The 18,015-nt window shown below is 73.9% G+C and carries 19 protein-coding genes; 9 read left to right on the forward strand and 10 right to left on the reverse strand.

What is annotated here, in order from left to right:
- Positions 1-71 precede the first annotated feature (71 nt).
- Complete coding sequence (locus ACLQ2R_RS10495) at positions 72-485, reverse strand: phosphotransferase (RefSeq protein WP_425959667.1); 414 nt, start codon at positions 483-485, stop codon at positions 72-74.
- Between ACLQ2R_RS10495 and ACLQ2R_RS10500 the strand changes: the two genes are divergently transcribed.
- Genes ACLQ2R_RS10500 through ACLQ2R_RS10510 form a run of 3 tightly spaced genes read left to right on the forward strand, consistent with a single transcriptional unit; the run spans position 429 to position 1,733 of the window.
- The gene (locus ACLQ2R_RS10500; RefSeq protein WP_425959684.1) at positions 429-1,085 is read left to right on the forward strand and encodes a hypothetical protein; all 657 of its coding nucleotides are present in this window, start codon (positions 429-431) and stop codon (positions 1,083-1,085) included. The two genes, ACLQ2R_RS10495 and ACLQ2R_RS10500, sit on opposite strands and share 57 nt — an antisense overlap.
- Positions 1,082-1,516, forward strand: a complete 435-nt coding sequence (locus tag ACLQ2R_RS10505; RefSeq protein ID WP_425959192.1) for a hypothetical protein — start codon at positions 1,082-1,084, stop codon at positions 1,514-1,516. The genes ACLQ2R_RS10500 and ACLQ2R_RS10505 overlap by 4 nt, the downstream gene beginning before the upstream one ends.
- A 34-nt stretch (positions 1,517-1,550) precedes the next feature.
- The gene (locus ACLQ2R_RS10510; RefSeq protein WP_425959193.1) at positions 1,551-1,733 is read left to right on the forward strand and encodes a hypothetical protein; all 183 of its coding nucleotides are present in this window, start codon (positions 1,551-1,553) and stop codon (positions 1,731-1,733) included.
- A 67-nt stretch (positions 1,734-1,800) separates the two neighbouring features.
- On the opposite strand, the gene ACLQ2R_RS10515 is transcribed toward ACLQ2R_RS10510, so the two are convergent.
- The 3 genes from ACLQ2R_RS10515 to ACLQ2R_RS10525 all read right to left on the reverse strand — a co-directional run bounded on the left by ACLQ2R_RS10515 (position 1,801) and on the right by ACLQ2R_RS10525 (position 3,683).
- The gene (locus tag ACLQ2R_RS10515; protein WP_425959195.1) at positions 1,801-2,040 is read right to left on the reverse strand and encodes a hypothetical protein; all 240 of its coding nucleotides are present in this window, start codon (positions 2,038-2,040) and stop codon (positions 1,801-1,803) included.
- Between the two features lie 78 nt (positions 2,041-2,118).
- On the reverse strand, positions 2,119-2,973 hold the full coding sequence (locus tag ACLQ2R_RS10520) for an ABC transporter permease (protein ID WP_425959196.1): 855 nt from the start codon (positions 2,971-2,973) through the stop codon (positions 2,119-2,121).
- A complete protein-coding gene (locus ACLQ2R_RS10525) occupies positions 2,970-3,683 on the reverse strand; it encodes an ABC transporter ATP-binding protein (protein ID WP_425959198.1) in 714 nt (237 codons plus the stop codon). The genes ACLQ2R_RS10520 and ACLQ2R_RS10525 overlap by 4 nt, the downstream gene beginning before the upstream one ends.
- Before the next feature lie 162 nt (positions 3,684-3,845).
- On the opposite strand from ACLQ2R_RS10525, the gene ACLQ2R_RS10530 reads away from it, so the two are divergent.
- The 6 genes from ACLQ2R_RS10530 (at position 3,846) to ACLQ2R_RS10555 (ending at position 8,452) form a co-directional block, all read left to right on the forward strand.
- On the forward strand, positions 3,846-5,024 hold the full coding sequence (locus ACLQ2R_RS10530) for a sensor histidine kinase (RefSeq protein WP_425959199.1): 1,179 nt from the start codon (positions 3,846-3,848) through the stop codon (positions 5,022-5,024).
- Positions 4,999-5,646, forward strand: a complete 648-nt coding sequence (locus ACLQ2R_RS10535; protein ID WP_425959201.1) for a response regulator — start codon at positions 4,999-5,001, stop codon at positions 5,644-5,646. The genes ACLQ2R_RS10530 and ACLQ2R_RS10535 overlap by 26 nt, the downstream gene beginning before the upstream one ends.
- Before the next feature lie 215 nt (positions 5,647-5,861).
- Positions 5,862-6,248, forward strand: a complete 387-nt coding sequence (locus ACLQ2R_RS10540; RefSeq protein WP_425959202.1) for a nuclear transport factor 2 family protein — start codon at positions 5,862-5,864, stop codon at positions 6,246-6,248.
- Positions 6,249-6,354: 106 nt separating this feature from the next.
- Positions 6,355-6,615, forward strand: coding sequence for a hypothetical protein (locus ACLQ2R_RS10545; protein ID WP_425959203.1), 261 nt, complete (start codon positions 6,355-6,357; stop codon positions 6,613-6,615).
- A 240-nt stretch (positions 6,616-6,855) separates the two neighbouring features.
- Entirely contained in the window at positions 6,856-7,611 is a 756-nt protein-coding gene (locus ACLQ2R_RS10550) for an NlpC/P60 family protein (RefSeq protein WP_425959204.1), read from the forward strand.
- A 7-nt stretch (positions 7,612-7,618) separates the two neighbouring features.
- A complete protein-coding gene (locus ACLQ2R_RS10555) occupies positions 7,619-8,452 on the forward strand; it encodes an LLM class flavin-dependent oxidoreductase (protein ID WP_425959205.1) in 834 nt (277 codons plus the stop codon).
- A 149-nt stretch (positions 8,453-8,601) separates the two neighbouring features.
- Here ACLQ2R_RS10555 and ACLQ2R_RS10560 read toward each other — a convergent pair whose 3' ends face one another.
- The 6 genes from ACLQ2R_RS10560 to ACLQ2R_RS10585 form a co-directional block, all read right to left on the reverse strand.
- Complete coding sequence (locus tag ACLQ2R_RS10560) at positions 8,602-9,834, reverse strand: hypothetical protein (RefSeq protein ID WP_425959206.1); 1,233 nt, start codon at positions 9,832-9,834, stop codon at positions 8,602-8,604.
- 94 nt (positions 9,835-9,928) lie between these two features.
- Positions 9,929-12,937, reverse strand: a complete 3,009-nt coding sequence (locus ACLQ2R_RS10565; RefSeq protein WP_425959668.1) for a bifunctional [glutamine synthetase] adenylyltransferase/[glutamine synthetase]-adenylyl-L-tyrosine phosphorylase — start codon at positions 12,935-12,937, stop codon at positions 9,929-9,931.
- Positions 12,938-13,051: 114 nt separating this feature from the next.
- On the reverse strand, positions 13,052-13,753 hold the full coding sequence (locus tag ACLQ2R_RS10570) for a type 1 glutamine amidotransferase (RefSeq protein WP_425959207.1): 702 nt from the start codon (positions 13,751-13,753) through the stop codon (positions 13,052-13,054).
- Positions 13,754-13,877: 124 nt separating this feature from the next.
- Positions 13,878-14,636: a PaaI family thioesterase gene (locus ACLQ2R_RS10575; RefSeq protein ID WP_425959208.1), complete on the reverse strand. Its 759-nt coding sequence runs from the start codon at positions 14,634-14,636 to the stop codon at positions 13,878-13,880.
- Positions 14,637-15,021: 385 nt separating this feature from the next.
- On the reverse strand, positions 15,022-16,194 hold the full coding sequence (locus tag ACLQ2R_RS10580; protein WP_425959209.1) for a cellulose binding domain-containing protein: 1,173 nt from the start codon (positions 16,192-16,194) through the stop codon (positions 15,022-15,024).
- A gap of 270 nt (positions 16,195-16,464) precedes the next feature.
- On the reverse strand, positions 16,465-17,826 hold the full coding sequence (locus tag ACLQ2R_RS10585) for a glutamine synthetase family protein (RefSeq protein WP_425959211.1): 1,362 nt from the start codon (positions 17,824-17,826) through the stop codon (positions 16,465-16,467).
- Positions 17,827-18,015: the final 189 nt, after the last annotated feature.

The raw sequence follows: 18,015 nt of genomic DNA on the forward strand, positions 1-18,015 counted from the left end.
CGGCACGAAGCGCGTGGGGGTCCGCGCTGTGAATCCGGGGTCCTCGTGGCCGGGGGCGGGGGCAACCGTGCTCACGCCGTGCGGGGACGGGCGGCGCGGAGGGCCTCCCGGAGTTCGGCGGCGGGGTCGCCTTCGTGGTAGACGCGTTCGCTGGGCTCGATGCCGTCGAGGAACTCCTGGTAGCGCACCGCGTAGGACAGGTGCTCGTAGGGCTCCGCGAGTTCGAGGGCCCGGGCCGGGTCCGAGCCGGGCGCGTGCTCGTGCCACGCGTCGATCCAGGCGTCGGCCGGCAGGTGCCAGGCGGCCTCGGGCATGAACATCCGGGCGCGCAGGCCGTCCAGGACGGGATGGCCGACGTGCGCGTCGGCGAAGTCGAGCACGACCGCGGCCCCGCCGTCCGAGCGCCAGTTGCCCGTGTGGAAGTCGCCGTGCACCACCGTCTCGGGCAGCCCGCACGCGTCGAGTTCCGCGACCAGGGCGGGCAGGGCGTCGACGAGCCCGCGGACCCCGTCTCGTTCGCCGGGGGGGGGAGGTCCGTCCGGTCGATCACCTCGCCGACGCGCCCGGCCAGGCTCTCCGGTGTACGGCGGGACAGGCCCGCGGGAGGGGTGACCGCCGCCTGGGCGGCGACGAAGCGGGCGATGGTCGTGCGGACGACCTCGGGTGAGGCGTTCCAGCAGTCCTCGCCCGGCACGTGGCCGAGCAGGACCCGACGGCCTACCGGGTCGGAGGCGACCACGGCAGGCACGATCGCCGGGTCGGCCTCGGCGAACGCCGCCGTCACGCCGCCCTCGTCGGCGGCGAACCCCGGCGTGACCTTCAGCCAGACCGGGCCGCCGGACGCCGGGATGCGGAACAGCCCCGCGAGGTTCCAGGACTTGACCTGCCGGGACGGGCCGAGCGCGGGTCGTCCGGCCGCGCGGAGCGCGTCGTCGGCCCAGGCCAGGGCCTCCCGTACGCCGTGGGGCGTGGCCCACGGCGAGCGCCCTGCCGGGATGTCCCACAGGTCGGCCGCGGTGCTCGGGAAGGGCGTCCCAACGGCACGCGAGGCGATTCTCCGGGGGTCGCCGAGGAACTCGGCGTGATAGGTCACGTGGCCGCCGCGCGGCGGGTCGCCGCCGTCGACGCCCACCAGGCGCAGGACCACGACGGGCCCGCCCAGCACGGCCTCGAGACGCTCGGCCACCGGCTCGACCGCCGCCCACCACGGGACCGCCACCGGGAACGGGCCGACGACGCCGATACCCTCGTCACCGCAGGTGACCAGGGCGGTCACGGTTCTTTCCACGTCGCCCAGTGTGCGGGCCGCCGTCCGGGTCCCGCGAACGGTTTTCGGGAGAACCGGCCACCAGCCCTGCCCACCCCGTGTCCGTCGCCCGGGCCGTCGGGCGAGGACGCGCCCCGCGAGGACCCCCGGCAGCGCGACCGGCAGCCACACCGTCAGGTCGGCCAGCAGCAGCAGCGGGCGCGGCACCGGCAGGGTGCGCAGGTAGGCGAACGTGCCGCCGGCGCGTGACTGCGCCACGCCCTGGGGGACCATCACGAGACCGGTGACCATCGGCAGCACGGTGGGGGTGCCCGTGGACAGGAACCGCGCGGCGGGGGTGTCGATGTCGCCGGCGAGGAACCCGAAGCCGATGATGACGCCGGCGGCGAGCAGCGCCTGGACGATGACGATCAGCGGCAGCATCGCGCCGATCTGGGCCACGGTCCAGCGCGGCAGGGTCCCGTAGGTCGTCCACAGGCCGGTGCGCGGCGGGACGGCGCGAGGCGCGCGTACGGGGCGGGGCGACGGTCGCCTCAGGCATGGGCGGTCTCCTGCGGGGTGACGGCCGCGCCCGGGGTCGCTTCCGCGGTGGCGGCGAGGTAGACGTCTTCGAGGGTGGCGGGGGCCAGCGCGTACCCCTCGACGAGCCGGCTCGAACGGAGCCTCGTCGCCCAGGCGACTGCGGCCTCGGCGTCGGCGTCGGCGTCGGCCGGGCCGAGGGTCAGCAGCACCCGCCGGCCGACGCGGACGCGGCGGGCGATCGGGATCGTCACCCGTACGGGCCCCGGACGCGGGAGTGGGCCAGGGCGAAGCCGAGGTTCCACGTCTCGCCGCCCCGTCCCCCGCGCCCGTCAGGTGATCTCCTTGCGGCCGACGCGCACCGTCCCGGCGATCGCCGGGACGACGATCCACACCAGCGCCGACGTGGCCAGCCGGGCGGCGTCACCCCCGGTGAGGTGGCCGTCCACCAGGGGACTCGCGGCGCGGTTCACGTCGAGCCAGTCGGCCAGGAGCCTGCCGGTGGAACCCAGCTCGCCCACCAGCGACCACGCCATCGGCATCGCCAGGCAGATCACGATCGCGGCCGGCCCGTTCAGCAGCAGCATGCCCAGGGCGAGGCCGGCCGCGACCACGAGGACGTTCGTCGTCATCCAGCCCAGCAGGGCCGTCGGGGCGACCTCCCAGGTGGCCGGGAGGTCCCGGACACCCGCCACGACGGCCGTCACCGGCACCGCGACCAGCAGGGAGAACGGCGAGGCCAGCGCGGCGACGATCAACGGCGGCAGGCACTTGGCCGCCAGCACCCGCGACCGCCGGGGTTCGAGCGCGAACGTGACCAGGGCGGTGCGGTGGCTCCACTCACCGGTCACGGTGAGGATGCCGAGCACCGGCAGCAGGATCGCGAGCCCGATCCCCGCGGTGCCCGCCAGGGTGTAGAGGTCGGGGTCGGTGACGAAGCCCCGTGCCGTGACGGACACCGGGATCAGGGCCACCATCAGGGCCGTCATGATCTTGCCGCTGCGGGTGTCGACGAGCTTCCTGGCCTCGACCCCGAGCAGCCGCCGGAACGGGATCCGTGCCCGGGTCGAGGCCGGCGCCGGGAGCGGGGTACCGGCGCGGGAGGTGCCGGTCACGGGCCCGGTCGCAGGCATGTCCGTCGCGGGAGTGCCGGTCGCGGGAGTGCCGGTCGCGGGAGTGTCGGTCATGTCATGCTCCGATCGGCGTCGGCGGTCAGTTCCAGGAAGGTCTGTTCGAGGCTCCGGCCCCGGCCGAGCTCGTCGAGGGTGCCGTTCGCGAGGACGCGGCCGCGGCCGATCATCACGATCCGGTCGGCGACCTGCTCGACCTCGTGCAGCAGGTGCGAGCTGAGCAGCACCGCGCACCCCGAGGCGGCCAGGTCGCCGAGGAGCTCACGCATCCACCGGATGCCCTGGGGGTCCAGGCCGTTGGCGGGCTCGTCCAGGACGAGCACCCCGGGCCTGCCGAGAAGGGCGTGGCCGATGCCGAGGCGCTGCCTCATGCCGAGCGAGTAGCCGCCGGTCGTCCGGCGGCTCTCGGATCGGGTCAGCCCGACCAGGTCGAGGACCTCCTCGACCCGCGACCGTGGAAGGCCGAGCGTCATCGCGCCCAGCGTCAGGGTCTCCCGCCCGGTACGGCCGGGATGCAGCGCGCCGGCGTCGAGCAGCGTGCCGGCCACGAGGGCCGGGCACCCCAGCTCGGCGTACGGCCGGCCCAGGACGGTGGCCGACCCCGAGGTGGGCCGGGAGAGCCCGACCAGGACGCGCAGGGCCGTCGACTTCCCGGCCCCGTTGGGCCCGAGGAACCCGGTGACGCTGCCCGGCGCGACGCCGAAGGACACGTCGTCGAGCGCTCTCGTCCCCCGGAAGTCCTTGGTGACGTGGCTGAATTCGATCATGACTCCAGTCCATCGGATCCGGGGCCGCCGGTCATCGTCCCCGGGTCGAGGACCGCCGGCCCCCGGGTACCGCGTCCGGGGCCGCGGTTGTGGACCAAAGGCCGTCGAAGGGTGGACCCAGGTCGCTGGGGCGTCCCGCCCCCACTCCCTAGGCTGTGGACCGTGCACGATCCCACCGAGAACCAGCCGCCCCTGGACCGACGGGCCGTCGCGTTGCGCTACCTGTGCGCCGTGACACCGATGCTGTTCGACGCCGTCATCCTGGTCGTGGCCGTCCGGCGCGCGCCCGACCGGCTCGGACTCGTGCTGCTCAACGCCGGGCTCGGCCTGGCCGGGCTGGTGCTGATGTGGTGGCGGCGCCGGTGGCCCGTGCCGATCGCGACGGCGACCGCCCTGCTGACCTCCTTCTCCACCATGGCGGCCGGACCGGCCCAGGTCGCGTACGTCTCCCTGGTCACCCACCGGCGCTGGCGGCAGATCGTCCCGGTCGCGATCCTGTCCTGGGTGTGCCTGCTGGCACGTTCCAGCTTCTTCGGCGTCGACCAGGCGACCTACGTCTCGACGGCGGCCGGGACGGTCCTGCTGGGCGGGCTGACCGTCTTCGGCCTGTACCTGCGCGGGCGCCGCGACCTGGCCGCCTCGGAGCGGGAGGCGGCGCTGGCCGCCGAACGCGAGCAGCTCCAGCGGATCGAGCAGGCCAGGCTGGCCGAACGGGTCCAGATCGCCCAGGAGATGCACGACGTGCTGGCCCACCGGATCTCCCTGCTGTCGATGCTCGCCGGAGGCCTGGCGTACCGCAGGAACCTCACCGCCGAGGAGACCCGCGAGGCCGCCCTGGCCATCCAGGAGAACGCCCACCAGTCGCTGAACGAGCTGCGCGCCGTGCTCGGGACGCTCCGCGACGACGGCGCCGCGGAGGCCCCGCAGCCGAACCTGTCCCACCTGGACGGCCTGTTCGACGAGGTACGCGCCGCCGGTCAGCGGATCGAGGTGAGGGACACCGTCGACGGGCGGGACCTGCTGCCGACGCAGACCGGCCGGCACGCGTACCGGATCGTGCAGGAGGCCCTGACCAACGCGCGCAAGCACGCGCCGGGCGCCGGGGTGAGCGTCGAGCTCGACGGGCGGCCGGGCGAAGGACTGCGGATCCGGGTGAGCAACCCGGTGGCGGCCCGGGCCCCGACCGGCCCCGGGGCGAGACTCGGCCTGGTCGGCCTGGCGGAACGGACCCGGATGGCCGGCGGCAGCCTCGGCCACGCCGTCCGCGACGGGCACTTCGTCCTCGACGTACGACTGCCGTGGGAGGCTTCACACCGTGATTCGACTGGTGATCGTGGATGACGACGCGATGGTACGGACCGGGCTGCGGCTCATCCTCGGCGGCGAACCCGATCTGGAACTCGCCGGCGAGGCCGAGGACGGCCGGCGGGCCATGGAGGTGATCGACGAACTGCGGCCCGACGTCGTGCTGATGGACATCCGGATGCCCGTCCAGGACGGCCTGGTCACCGTCGAACTGCTGCGGGCCCGGCCCGACCCGCCCCGCGTCCTCGTGCTCACCACCTTCGACGCCGACGACATGGTGCTGCGGGCCCTGCGGCTCGGCGCCGACGGCTTCCTGCTGAAGGACACCCCGCCACCGAAGATGATCGAGGCGGTCCGCGCCGTGGCGAGGGGCGAGCCGGTGCTGTCGCCGGACGTCGCGCGGCGGGTGATCGCCGCGGCCACCGGGGGGAGCGAGCCGCGGCGCCCGGACGCGCGGCGGGAGATGGCCAGGCTCACCGAGCGCGAGCGGGAGGTGGCGGTCGAGGTGGCCAGGGGCGGTTCGAACGCCGAGATCGCCGAGCGCCTGCACATGAGCGTCGCGACCGTGAAGGCGAACGTCACCCGGATCTTCGCCAAGCTGGGGACGGAGAACCGCGTCCAGGTGGCGATGAGGGTACGCGACGCGGGCCTGCTCTGAGGGGTCCCCATGGTGGGACGGTCCGCCCGGGCAGGAGACGCCGGCCTGCCCCGGGGTCGTGGGAGCACGGACCCGTACCGGAGCCGGAGGATTCCGCTTCCGCCCGCCGCGAAAGCGGGTCCCCCGTCTCACGACGGCCCTGATGTACTGCTCCCCGACCGGTGACGCGCGCGGCCTCCCGGGCGCGCGCCCCTGTCCGGAGGAACGGAGTTCTGATGGCCGACCAGAGGCTTGTCGAGGAGTTGCGCGAGGCCGAGCGGCGCCTGCAGGCGGCACAGCTTGCCGGGGACGTCGAGGCGCTGGACGGGTTGCTCCACGAGCGGCTCGTCTTCACCGGCCCGCCGGACGGCAGGTGCCGTCCCGGGGCCAAGGAGCTCGACCTGGAGAACCACCGCTCGCGCGCGCAGGTGCTGACGAAGGTCGCGCAGGAGGACCTCACCGTGCTCGTCGAGGGGCGCACCGGCGTCACCTGCTTCCTCGGCACGCTGGAGGGCACCTTCGCGGGCAGGCCGTTCGCCGGGCGGTTGTCCTACACCCGGACCTGGGTCCACGAGGACGGGACCGGCTGGCGGATCCTGGCCGCCCACGCGGGTCCCGCCTGACGCACACGGCTCGGGGGAAGATGTTAGAGAGGGCCCGCACGGGACAGTGGGGTGGTGAGCCGGGCGCCCACGCGTCCGGTCCAGGATCACCATCTGGAGGTTGCGCATGCTGGCTCAGACCACCCGGAAGGCGGCGCTGGCCGCCGCGACGATGGTCGCTCTCGTCGGTTTGGCCGGCGGTTGCGGCGGCGGGGGTGACGACGGGGACGACGGTCCGGACGTGGTGAACACCACGTCCGCCCCGGGCCAGGACAACGACGGGGACGACGCGAACGAGCCCAACGACCCCAACGACGCGGACGACACGAACGAGCCCGACGACGCGGACGACACGAACGAGCCCGACGACGCGGACGACAACAACTGACGTCCGCGGGCCGTGCGTCGCGGGCCGCGGGCCAGGGGTGACCGTGTCCCCGTCACCCCGGCCGCCCCGTCCCGCGTGACCCCGCCTCCATCCGCGACCCGTGTGCCCGGCACGCGGGTCGCGGCATGTCCGGTACGGGGTCCGACGGCCTGTCCCGGGCTTCACGGACCACGCGCGCTGTCGGCTCATCAGGCAGACTGAGGATGACTTATACGGATAAATCATCCAAAGCGAGGTGACGTGGCAGAGGTTCTCCGGAACGGAGACCCCCCTCCGGCATCTCCCCGCGCCGGAGAACGGCATCCCCCTCCCGGACACGAAGGTCCTGCCCGGCACGCGAGCCCTCACGAGCACGACGCCTCCCCCCGGCGCGACGCCGGACACGACGCGGAACACGATGCCGGACGTGATGCCGGACGTGATGCCGGACGCAGGTGGTGGCTCGCGACGGCCGCGCTGCTGGGAACGGTCCTGCTGGCGAGCGCCTCCGCCCTGGTACCGATCCCGCCGGCTCCCCCCAACCGCATCACCGGCATCGCGTACGCGATCGAGGCCGGGCAGGATCAGCCCGGCTGGCGGGGCGGGGGGATCCCCTACTCCTGGGGCGGCGGCCACGACGACCTTCCCGGCCCCTCGTTCGGCACCTGCCTGGGATACCAGGGGGCGATCAGGCCCTGCCCGGCCACCAGGACCCGCGGCCTGGACTGCTCGGGGCTGGCCCGCTGGGTCTACCACCTCGCCTACGGCCGGGACGTACTGGGCCGCGGCAACACCGACGACCACGTCAGGCGGCTCAAGAGGATCCCCGCGGCGGCGGCCAGGCCCGGGGACCTCGTCTTCTACGGCAAGGTCGGCAAGCGTAAAATCAGCACCCACCACGTCGGCATCTACGTCGGCCGGGGCAAGATGATCAATGCGCGGAGAACCGGCACCGAGGTGCGGATCGACCGCGTCGCGGCCGTCCGCGGCTTCGCCGGCTACTTCCGCTACCTGTAGGAGAGACATGCGTCTGGGTGTCATGTTCGACCGCGACCTTCCCCCCGAGTCGCTCGTCCCGTTCGCGCGCCACCTGGACGCGGCCGAGGTGGACGACCTGTGGGTGGTGGAGGATCTCGGCTGGACGGGAGCCGTCTCCTCGGCGGCCACCGCGCTCGCCGTCACCGGGCGTCTCCGCGTGGGCATCGGCATCGCCCCGGCTCCCCTGCGCAACCCGGCCCTGCTGGCCATGGAGCTCGGCAACCTCGCCCGGTTGCACCCGCACCGGCTCGCCGCCGGGATCGGGCACGGCGTCCAGGACTGGATGCGCCAGGTGGGCGTCCTGGCCCCGTCCCCGCTGGCGCTGCTGGAGGAGACGATCATCGCGGTCCGCGGGCTGCTGCGCGGCGAGACGGTGTCCCTGTCCGGGCGGGCCGTGCACATCGACGGGGTACGCCTGGTGCACCCCCCCGCCGTCGTGCCGCCGGTGCTGGCCGGGGTGGTGCGGCCCCGCTCGCTGGAGATGTCGGGCCGTGTCGCGCAGGGCACGATCCTGCCGGAGGGGACCGGTCCCGAGCGGATCGCCGAGGCGCTGAAGGCCACCGGCGGGGGCGACCACGAGATGGTGGTCTTCACCCACCTGTGCGTCGGCGATCCCGAGGCCGCCGCCGCCCTGGCGGCGGACTCCGCCGGGTTCCTGGGCGTCTCACCGGACGAGGTCGTGATGGCGTCGGGCTCGGCCGAGGAGGCCGCCGACCAGGTGAGGTCCCTCTGGGAGGCGGGTGCCACCACGGTCGCGGTCCGGCCGTTCGGCCCCGACCCGCTCGCCCAGGTCGACCTGCTCCTGGCGGAACTCCGCTGACGCTCTCCCCGACCGGCACGCGCCGGCCGGTGCCGATCGGTGCCGCCCGGTGCCGGCCGGGTCCGTCGAGGACGGAGGTCACCCGCGTGCGGGCCCGTCCGGGCACCGCGGGGACCGCGGCGCGACCTCCGCGCCTGCCGTACGCGCCCTCAGGAGCGGTTGCCCCGCACACCGGTCAGCCGGCGCAGGACGTCCCACCAGAACGAGGCGCCGAACAGCAGCGCGACCACGGTGAGCAGGTATCCGGGCCAGTGCCCCGGGGTGATCAGCCGGTCCCACCAGGCCGCGCCGTTCCAGGTGAAGGAGGGGTCGGCGGAGTCCTCCGGCGGGATCGCGACGCTCACGATCGCATGGTCGAAGATCTTGACCAGTGCCGGTGAGCTGAGGGACTCGGTCACGCACCGGTACGGCTCGGCCAGGCCGGGCTCGGCACCGGCGCACCTCTCCTTGAGCGCGGCGTACCCGTCCCCGCCGCCGCCCGCGATGGCGGCCACCCCGGCGCGGTAGGCGTTGTCGCGCAGCAGCGTCTTGCCGTACTCCAGCGCGTCCATGCTGAACAGCAGCGTGAGCACCAGGCCCAGGGCGAGGACCACCCACCTGACGTAGCGGGCGTAGAGCGTGGACAGCCGCTGCATCTCGCCGTCGAACCAGTGCTCGACACCCGTGCGGAACTTCTGCGTGTCCCGCTGGGCGCTCTCCCAGACACCGCGCAGGTGGCCCGCCAGCGGGCTGCGGATGGCCTCCAGCTTGGCGAGCAGGCCGTCGATGCCGTCCTCCTCGGCGGCGACCAGCTCCATCACGGCGCCGGAGAACCGCTCGGGCGGGATGTTCGCGATGCTGGTACGGGCGCCCTTGGGGTGGTCGATCTCCTGGAGCCGCTCGTACAGCCGGGCGGTCATGTCGACCGCCGGTACGGCCCCGCCCGCCCCGGCGGCACCGCCCACGTCCCCTGCGCCCGCGAGCTCCCCGGTCACGGCCGCGAGGCTCCCGCCCACGACCACGGGCGCCTCCCCCGCACCCGTCCCCGTGTCCGCCTCCGCATTCGCCTCCGCCTTCGCGTCCGCGGACGCCTGGACGGCGGCCAGGTCCACCGGCATCGGCTCCACCACCGAGGGTGCCGGGTCGGGGCTGTGCACCGGGCGCGGATCGTCGCCGGAGAAGGGGAGCTTCGCGAAGACGTCGGCCACCTTCGACGGGATCCACGACCTGCCGCCCTCGGAGCCGTCCATCGTGTCCCTGAGGTAGGCCCACAGGAACTTGCTGCGGATCCCGAGCAGCCGGACGAAGGCCTCGTTGATCCCGCTCACCAGGAGGGACAGGAGCAGGAAGGCCAGGATCAGGCCGATGGCCAGATCAATGTAAACGGATATCAAAAGGATCACCCGGACCGTTGATACACGCCCGCCCCGCACGGCGCACCGCGATCACCCGAAACGGACCGGTTTCGTGATCCCCCGCGGGGGGGACGCGACGGGGTCAGCCCTCGTAGAAGACGCGCTCCACCACCCGGCGGGCCCGGCGGGTGACCCGGCGGTAGTCGTCCACGAAGTCCTCCGTACCGTCCGGCGGGTAGCCGAGGGCGCGGGCGATGAGCCTGCGCTCGCCCGCGTCCACCGGGATCGCGTCGCCGGCGCGGCCCCGGACCGCGACGATGGCGTCCCGGATGCGCGAGGCGAGCCGCCACGCCTCGGCGAGCACCGCCTCGTCGGCCTCGGTGAGCAGCCCCTCCGCGACCGCCGCGGACAGCGCCTCCAGGGTGCGGGTGGTCCGCAGCGACGGCAGGCGCCCGGCGTGGCGGAGCTGGATGAGCTGGGCCACCCACTCCACGTCGGACAGGCCGCCGGGACCGAGCTTGGTGTGCAGGGCGGGGTCGGCCCCCCGGGGGAGGCGTTCGGCCTCCATCCGGGCCTTGAGCCTGCGGATCTCCAGCACGGCCGCGTCCGGGAGGCCCTCGGGCGGGTAGCGCAGCGGGTCGGCCAGGTGCAGCAGCTCGACACCGAGGCCGGCGTCCCCGGCGGAGAAGCGGGCGCGCAGCAGTGCCTGCGACTCCCAGGGGGACGACCAGCGCCGGTAGTAGGCGGCGTAGGAGGCCAGGGTCCTGACCAGCGGCCCGGCCTTGCCCTCCGGGCGCAGGCCGGGGTCGATCAGCAGCGGCGGGTCGGGGGCCGGCAGGGCCAGCAGCCGGCGCAGCTCGTTGGCCACCTCGAACGCCGTCTCGGTGGCCTCCCGCTCGGGTACGCCCTCCAGCGGCGAGTGCACGAACATCACGTCGGCGTCGCTGCCGTAGGAGGACTCGACACCGCCCAGGCGGCCCATCGCGATCACCGCGAACCTCGTGGGCAGCCGGGCGCGCCGCTCCATCTCCACCTTGTCGATCGCGGCGTCGAGCGCGGCCTGGATCGTCACGTCGTTGAGGCCGGAGAGCGCCTGGCCGACCTCCTCGATCCCGATCAGGCCGGACAGGTCGGCGACGGCCGTGCGGAACAGCTCCCTGCGGCGCAGCGCCCGGACGGCGGCCACCGCGCCCTCGGCGTTCCCGACGTGGCGGGCGACCACGGTGCGCGCCTCCGACAGCAGCGCCTCGGCGGGGCGGGGGGCCAGGTCGTCGTCCGAGCCGAGCATCGCGACCGCCTCGGGGGCGTTCATCAGCAGGCCCGTCACGTAGCGGCTGGTGCCGAGCATCCTGGCCAGCCGTGAGGCCACCGCGGTCTCGTCGCGCAGCAGCCGCAGGTACCACGAGGTGGTGCCGAGCTTGTCGGAGACCTGGCGGAAGCCGAGCAGGCCACCGTCCGGGTCGGGGGCGTCGGCGAACCAGCCGAGCATGACCGGCAGGAGCGTCCGCTGGATCGCGGCGCGGCGGGAGACGCCGGTGGTCAGCGCGCTGATGTGCCGCAGCGCCCCGGCCGGGTCGGCGTAGCCGAGGGCCTCCAGGCGGGCCTTGGCCGCGGCGGTGGACAGGCGGTCCTCCGACTCGGGCAGCCTGGCCACGGCCTGCAGCAGCGGCCGGTAGAACAGCTTCTCGTGCAGGCGCCTGACCTCCACGGCGTGCCTGCGCCAGCGGGTGGTGAACTCCCCCACCGGGTCGGCCGTCATGCCCATGCTCCGGCCCAGGCGGCGCAGGTCGGCCTCGCCCTCGGGCACCACGTGCGTGCGGCGGAGCCGGTGCAGCTGGATCAGGTGCTCGACCTGGCGCAGGAAGGTGTACGCCTCGCCGAGCGTCCTGGCGTCGTCCCTGCCCACGTACCCGCCCCGGGACAGGGCCGCGAGCGCGGGAAGGGTGGCGCGGCGGCGCAGCAGCGGGTCCAGGCGGCCGTGCACGAGCTGGAGGAGCTGCACCGCGAACTCGATGTCGCGCAGCCCGCCGGGGCCGAGCTTGAGCTGGCGGTCGGCCTCGCCGCCGCGGACGTGGGCCTCTACCCGGCGGCGCATGGCCTGGACGTCCTCGACGAACTTCTCGCGGGTGGCCGCCTGCCAGACCATCTCGTTCATCGCCGCCACGTACCGCTCGCCGAGCTCGGCGTCGCCCGCGATCGGCCGGGCCTTGAGCAGGGCCTGGAACTCCCAGGTCTTGGCCCAGCGCCGGTAGTAGGCCTCGTGGCTGGCGAGGGTGCGCACCAGCGGCCCGGCCTTGCCCTCGGGCCGCAGCGCCGCGTCGACCTCCCACAGCGACCCCTCGGGGGTGCTGGCCGAGCAGGCGCGCATCATGCCCTGGGCCAGGCGGGTGGCGAGCCGGACGGCCTGCTGCTCGTCCGTGCCTCCCGCACCCCCGGCGTCCCCGGTGCCACCGGCGTCCCCGGGGCCGGGCTCGGTCACGAAGACGACGTCGACGTCGCTGATGTAGTTCAGCTCGCGTGCCCCGCACTTGCCCATGCCGATGACGGCCAGGCGTACCGATCCCGCCTCCGGGTGCTCGGACCTGGCGACGGCGAGTCCCGCCTCCAGCGCGGCCCCGGCCAGGTCCGACAGCTCCGCGGTCACCTCGGAGAGCGAGAGGGTGCCGGTGACGTCCCGCGCCGCGAGGTGGAGCAGCCGGCCCCGGTAGGCGACGCGCAGCGCCGACAGGGTGCCGGTGGAGGCGTCGGCCGCCCTCGGCGCGGGGTCGCCGGGGTCGGCCCCCACGGCGCGCAGCAGCTCCGCGCGGAGCGCGGCCTCGGTCGGGCGTTCCACGGCCGCCGCCTCGCCGAGCAGGTGCCGGTGCTCGGGGTGCCTGACGACGTGGTCGCCGAGCGCGGCGCTGACCCCGAAGACGCCGATCAGGCGGTCGCGCAGCCCTGGATCGTTCCGCAGCTCCCCGAGCACGCTGGGATCCCGCTCGACCAGCCGGTTCAGCGAGGTGAGCGCCAGGTCGGGGTCGGCCGCGGCGACCAGCGCGTTCAGCAGGCCGAGGTCCCCGACCGCCTCCGGTCCCAGCTCGTCGAGCAGCCGTCCGGCCCTGGTCCCGTCGGCGAAGCCGAGCCGGGCGAGCCGTCCGGCCGTCGTCTGCATCCGGGGCACCGTCTCCACCGACCCTCCATGTTCTTCGATCATCGGAGCGTTGCCGCACAGGCTAGTCCCGAAACCGTGCGGCGTCGCCGGTGGATCCGCACCGTAATCGTACGATCACGCGTTTCGCACGACCATGGCGAACCGCTCGGCCAGCGGCCTCCAGGCGGCGACGAGCCGGTCGCGGGCCTCCTCCACCTCCCGGTCGAGCTGCTCGGCCGAGTGGCCCAGGCCGGCCAGGTGAGCGGCCGAGCCCGCCGTCCAGCTCGCGAAGATCTCGGGCGTGGCCTCGGGGTGGAACTGCACGGCCCAGGCGTCGCGTCCCAGCCGGTAGGCCTGGTTGGGGTACGGGTCGCCGGTGGCCAGCGGCACCGCGCCGGGCGGGAGCGTCGTGATGGCGTCGCGGTGGTACTGGACGGCGGGGGCGGGCACGGACCCGGCGAAGAGCGGGTCGGTCGCGGCGGCGGGCAGCGGGACGATCTCGCGGGCCCCGACCTCCAGGCCGTGCTCGCCGCGCTCCACGGTGCCGCCGCAGGCGAGCGTCATGAGCTGGGCGCCCAGGCAGACGCCCAGGGTCGGGACGCCCGCCCGCACCGCGTCCCGGATCAGGTCGCGGGTGGCCGGCAGCCAGGGGAAGCGCTCGTCCTCCCAGGCCGCCGCCTCGCCCCCGAGGACGATCAGCCCGTCGGCGGCCCTCGCCGGAACGGCCTCCCCCAGGTAGGGCCGGACGACCTCGCAGACGGCCCCGGCCCCGGCGAGCCAGCCGCTCAGGAAGCCGGGCCCCGCGTCCGCCTCGTGCTCGACGACGGTGATCCTCATGTGCCGATTATGGGCCGGTACGGGAACCGGTCCCGCACCGGGCGGGGACGGGGGTCACCGCCCCGGCGGCGTACCGGCCGGGGCGGAGGGTCACCGTCTCCGGCGGCGGACCGGAACGCGGCCGTCAGCTCGTCCGCGTGGCGGCCGGGTCCGCGGCCTGGGCCGGGGTGATCCAGACGGCCTCGGCCGAGGCGAGCAGCGTGCCGTCGACCTCGTAGACGGCGCTCTCGGCGAACAGCTTGCGGCCCTGGCGGCCGGTGGGGCGGGCGACGACCGAGTAGGTGCCGCCGGGGTAGACGCGGCGGTGCAGCCGCGCGGTGATGCGGCCGAGCAGGGCGTACTCGCCGGGCCGGAAGTGCGCCCAGCCGCTGGCGCAGTCGAGGGCGGCCCAGACGATCGCGTCGGGGACGGTGCCGTCCTCGTTGAGGATGGTCATCGGGACGCGCCAGCCGGCGGCGACCAGGTCGGTGCCGTCCACCGGCCCGGGGAAGATGCGCAGCCCGTCGCCGGGGGCGCGCAGGCCGCACGCGAAGCAGCCGGGGAAGGCGTGCGCGGTCAGGCCGGCGAACCCGCCCTCGGCCCGCGCCGCGTCGACGAAGGGCACGAACGCGGGGGCGCCGAGCTTCTCGGCGACCGGGATGGCCTCGACCAGGAGACGGTCCCCCTGGGTGAGGTTCGCGGTGTTGGCCAGGTGGTGCAGCGACAGCTCGGTGTCCAGCGGTGTGGGCGCGTGGAGCGTGACCTCGACGGCCGAGTCGTGCCCGGCGCCGTGCAACGCCCCGGCGACCGTTCCCGCGATCCATCCGCCGTTCGCGGACCCCTCGGGCCCGCGGAAACGCGCCGGGACGGTGAGCACGGTCTGCAGCTCGGACATCGTTGTCATGCCGCACCTCCTATCGCCTTTACGGCGATCAATCCTCATAAATCACATTAAATGGACCGGCCGATTTTATCGGACTGCTTGTACATGCAGCCGACTCGGGGTCGGTGACACCCCCGCCACCCTCGGACGACTCCGGTATGACGTCCGGGAGACCGTTCCGGATCACACGCTCCGCGAGACGGCGGCCACGGTACGTCATCCTCCCGGGCGCGAGCGGGCCGCCGCACGGTGGCGGCGGCCCGCCGGGACGGCACGATCGACCGGCCCGTGCAGACGGCACGGTCAACCCGCTTCCCGGAGACGGCACGGTCAGCCGGCTCTTGGGGACGGCCGGTCGACCGGTCCTTGAGGACGGCCGGTCGACCGGTTCTCGGGGACGGCACGGTCAGTCGGTGGCGCAGGCCGTTCCGTCGAGGCCGAAGCCCACGGGGGCGGCCAGGGAACCGCTGTAGGAGGCGACGAACCCGATCTGGGTCGCCGCGCCCGCCGCGATGACCCGGTTCCACGGCTTGCTCGCGGCGGTGAGCCGCGAGCCCTCCTGGGTCCAGTCCGCCGACCAGCCCGAGCTGAGGCGGACACCCGGCGCCGGGTAGTCCATCGTCAGCGTCCAGCCGTCGATCGCGGTCGTCCCGGTGTTGCGCACGGTGATCTGCGCGTGCAGGCCAGAACCCCACGACGTCACCTCGTACGACACCGCGCACGACGGACCGGCCGTCGGGGTCGGGGTCGGCCTCGGGGAGGGGAACCCCTCCCTGGCGAGGGCCGACAGCGGGTCGGACGGCGCGCTGAGGTTGCCGGCCGCGTCCCTGGCGACCACGACGTAGGTGTAGCGCAGCCCGGTGACCAGGCCCGACTCGGCGAAGTTGAGGAACTGGGGAGGGGTGATCGTGCCGACCTTGACGTAGCTCGACAGACCCTCGCGGTAGACGTCGTACGCCGTCACCGCCACGTTGTCGGTCGACGGCTGCCAGCAGAACGTGGCGCCCGGGAAGTCCTGCAGGCAGGCGTCCCGCAGCCCGGCCGGCTTGGAGGGGGGCTGGCGGTCCCCCGGCAGCGGGGTCGGCGAGGCGGTCGGCGTCATCCCGACCGTCGCGGACACCGTGATCAGCGCCGAGGGCGGGCTGACGTTCCCGGCCGCGTCCCTGGCCACGACGTACATCGTGTACGCGCGGTTCAGCTCGCCCGAGAAGCCGCCGACCGTGCCGGTCGTGGTCGTGGCCCGCACGAAGCCGCCGACCTCCAGGCGGTACAGGTCGTAGCCGACGACCCCGTTCTCGTCCGTCGAGGCGTTCCAGCAGATGGAGGCGTAGCCGGTGGGGTTGCCGGGGGCCATCGGCACCGGGCAGGGCCGCGTCCCCGCAGGACGCGTCGGCGGCGTGGTGTCCGCCCCCGCCACCGCCCCCGCCGGAACGGCCACGTGCCCGGCGTCCCTCGCGGGGGCCGCGGCCAGGGCCGTCTCCCCCGCCGGGCCGATCGCCAGTACGGCGACGAGTAACGCCAGGGTGAAGAACCCGAGGGTGAGGAGGGCCGTTCTCACGGCCTGCCTGCCGAATCGCATGGTGCCCCTATCGAATGACGTCGGCCTGTGACCCCCCGCAGTGAGTGTGAATCATTCCCGGCGCCCCGTAAAGCGGCGTCCCACAGGGCGGGAAAACGAGGACCGCGTGACCCGGCGGAGCGGCACGCACGGCCCGGGGCGCACCGGGAAAGGGCCGGACGGCGTCTCGCCGTCCGGCCCTTTCTCCTTCACGCCCCGGAAAACACCCCGGTCTGCTCCACACCCCGGGAAACGCCCCGGGAAACACGCTGGGAAAAACCTCTGCCAGGACTACAGCACCGGCAGGTAGCGGCCCAGCTCGAATTCGGTGACCTGGCGGCGGTAGTCGTTCCACTCGGCGCGCTTGTTGCGCAGGAAGTAGTCGAAGACGTGCTCGCCCAGGGTCTCGGCGACGAGCTCGCTGCGCTCCATGACCCCGATGGCCTCGTCCAGCGACTGGGGCAGCGGCTGGATGCCCAGCGCCCTGCGCTCGGCCGAGGTGAGCGCCCAGACGTCGTCCTCGGCGCCGGGGGGCATCTCGTACCCCTCCTCGATGCCCTTCAGCCCGGCCGCGAGGATCACGGCGAAGGCCAGGTAGGGGTTGCAGGACGAGTCGAGCGAGCGGAACTCGATGCGGGTCGAACCGCTCTTGTGCGGCTTGTACATCGGCACCCGGACCAGGGCGGAGCGGTTGTTGTGCCCCCAGGAGATGTAGCTCGGGGCCTCGCCCCCGGCCCCGGCGATCGCCTCGGCGCCGCCCCAGAGCCGCTTGTAGGAGTTGACCCACTGGTTGCAGACCGCGGTGATCTCGGCGGCGTGCGTGAGCAGGCCCCCGATGAAGGAGCGGCCGATCTTCGAGAGCTGGTAGTCGGCGCCGGGCTCGTAGAAGGCGTTGCGGTCGCCCTCGAACAGCGACATGTGGGTGTGCATGCCCGAGCCGGGGTGCTCGGTGAAGGGCTTGGGCATGAAGCTCGCCCAGATGCCCTGCTCCAGCGCGACCTCCTTCATGACCAGGCGGAAGGTCATGATGTTGTCGGCGGTGGTGAGCGCGTCGGCGTAGCGCAGGTCGATCTCCTGCTGGCCCGGGCCGCCCTCGTGGTGGCTGAACTCGACGGAGATGCCCATCGACTCCAGCATCATGATCGCGTTGCGCCGGAAGTCGTGGCCCGAGCTGTGCGGGGTGTGGTCGAAGTAGCCGCCGCCGTCGATCGGCTCGGGGCGGCCGGTCCCCTCGGGCCGGTTCTTCAGCAGGAAGAACTCGATCTCCGGGTGGGTGTAGAAGCTGAAGCCCATCTCCGAGGCCCTGGCCAGGGTCCGCTTGAGCACCCAGCGCGGGTCGGCGTGCGAGGGAGAGCCGTCGGGCATGAGGATGTCGCAGAACATCCGGGCCGCCCCGGGCGTCTCGCTGCGCCAGGGAAGGATCTGGAAGGTCGACGGGTCCGGCTTGGCGAGCATGTCGGACTCGTAGACCCGGGCGAAGCCCTCGATCGCCGAGCCGTCGAAGCCGATGCCCTCGGCGAAGGCCCCCTCCAGCTCGGCCGGGGCGATCGCCACCGACTTCAGGAACCCGAGCACGTCGGTGAACCACAGCCGGATGAACCGGATGTCGCGCTCCTCAAGGGTGCGGAGAACGAACTCCTGCTGGCGGTCCAAGGCTTCTCCTTCATTGCCGACGTGCCACGACACGCCTGGTGGTCTCTCAGTCTGCCCTCTCAGTGTTTCGCACACGTTACGAGGAAGAACGGTGAGATGTGGCATCGGGCCCGTCGCGCCTCCGCCCTGCGGGCCCCGTCTCCTCCTACAGTGTGCGACCGGAACCGCTGGAAGTTCGATCCGGGGGAG

The organism is Streptosporangium sp. DT93 (assembly GCF_049844535.1).
Lineage (GTDB): Bacteria > Actinomycetota > Actinomycetes > Streptosporangiales > Streptosporangiaceae > Streptosporangium.

Coding starts and splice junctions, on each gene's coding strand:
- ACLQ2R_RS10555 (WP_425959205.1), top strand. CDS start 7,619: ATGCGTCTGGGTGTCATGTTCGACCGCGACCTTCCCCCCGAGTCGCTC.
- ACLQ2R_RS10570 (WP_425959207.1), bottom strand. CDS start 13,753: ATGAGGATCACCGTCGTCGAGCACGAGGCGGACGCGGGGCCCGGCTTC.
- ACLQ2R_RS10580 (WP_425959209.1), bottom strand. CDS start 16,194: ATGCGATTCGGCAGGCAGGCCGTGAGAACGGCCCTCCTCACCCTCGGG.
- ACLQ2R_RS10565 (WP_425959668.1), bottom strand. CDS start 12,937: ATGCAGACGACGGCCGGACGGCTCGCCCGGCTCGGCTTCGCCGACGGG.
- ACLQ2R_RS10540 (WP_425959202.1), top strand. CDS start 5,862: ATGGCCGACCAGAGGCTTGTCGAGGAGTTGCGCGAGGCCGAGCGGCGC.
- ACLQ2R_RS10520 (WP_425959196.1), bottom strand. CDS start 2,973: ATGACCGACACTCCCGCGACCGGCACTCCCGCGACCGGCACTCCCGCG.
- ACLQ2R_RS10525 (WP_425959198.1), bottom strand. CDS start 3,683: ATGATCGAATTCAGCCACGTCACCAAGGACTTCCGGGGGACGAGAGCG.
- ACLQ2R_RS10545 (WP_425959203.1), top strand. CDS start 6,355: ATGCTGGCTCAGACCACCCGGAAGGCGGCGCTGGCCGCCGCGACGATG.
- ACLQ2R_RS10575 (WP_425959208.1), bottom strand. CDS start 14,636: ATGACAACGATGTCCGAGCTGCAGACCGTGCTCACCGTCCCGGCGCGT.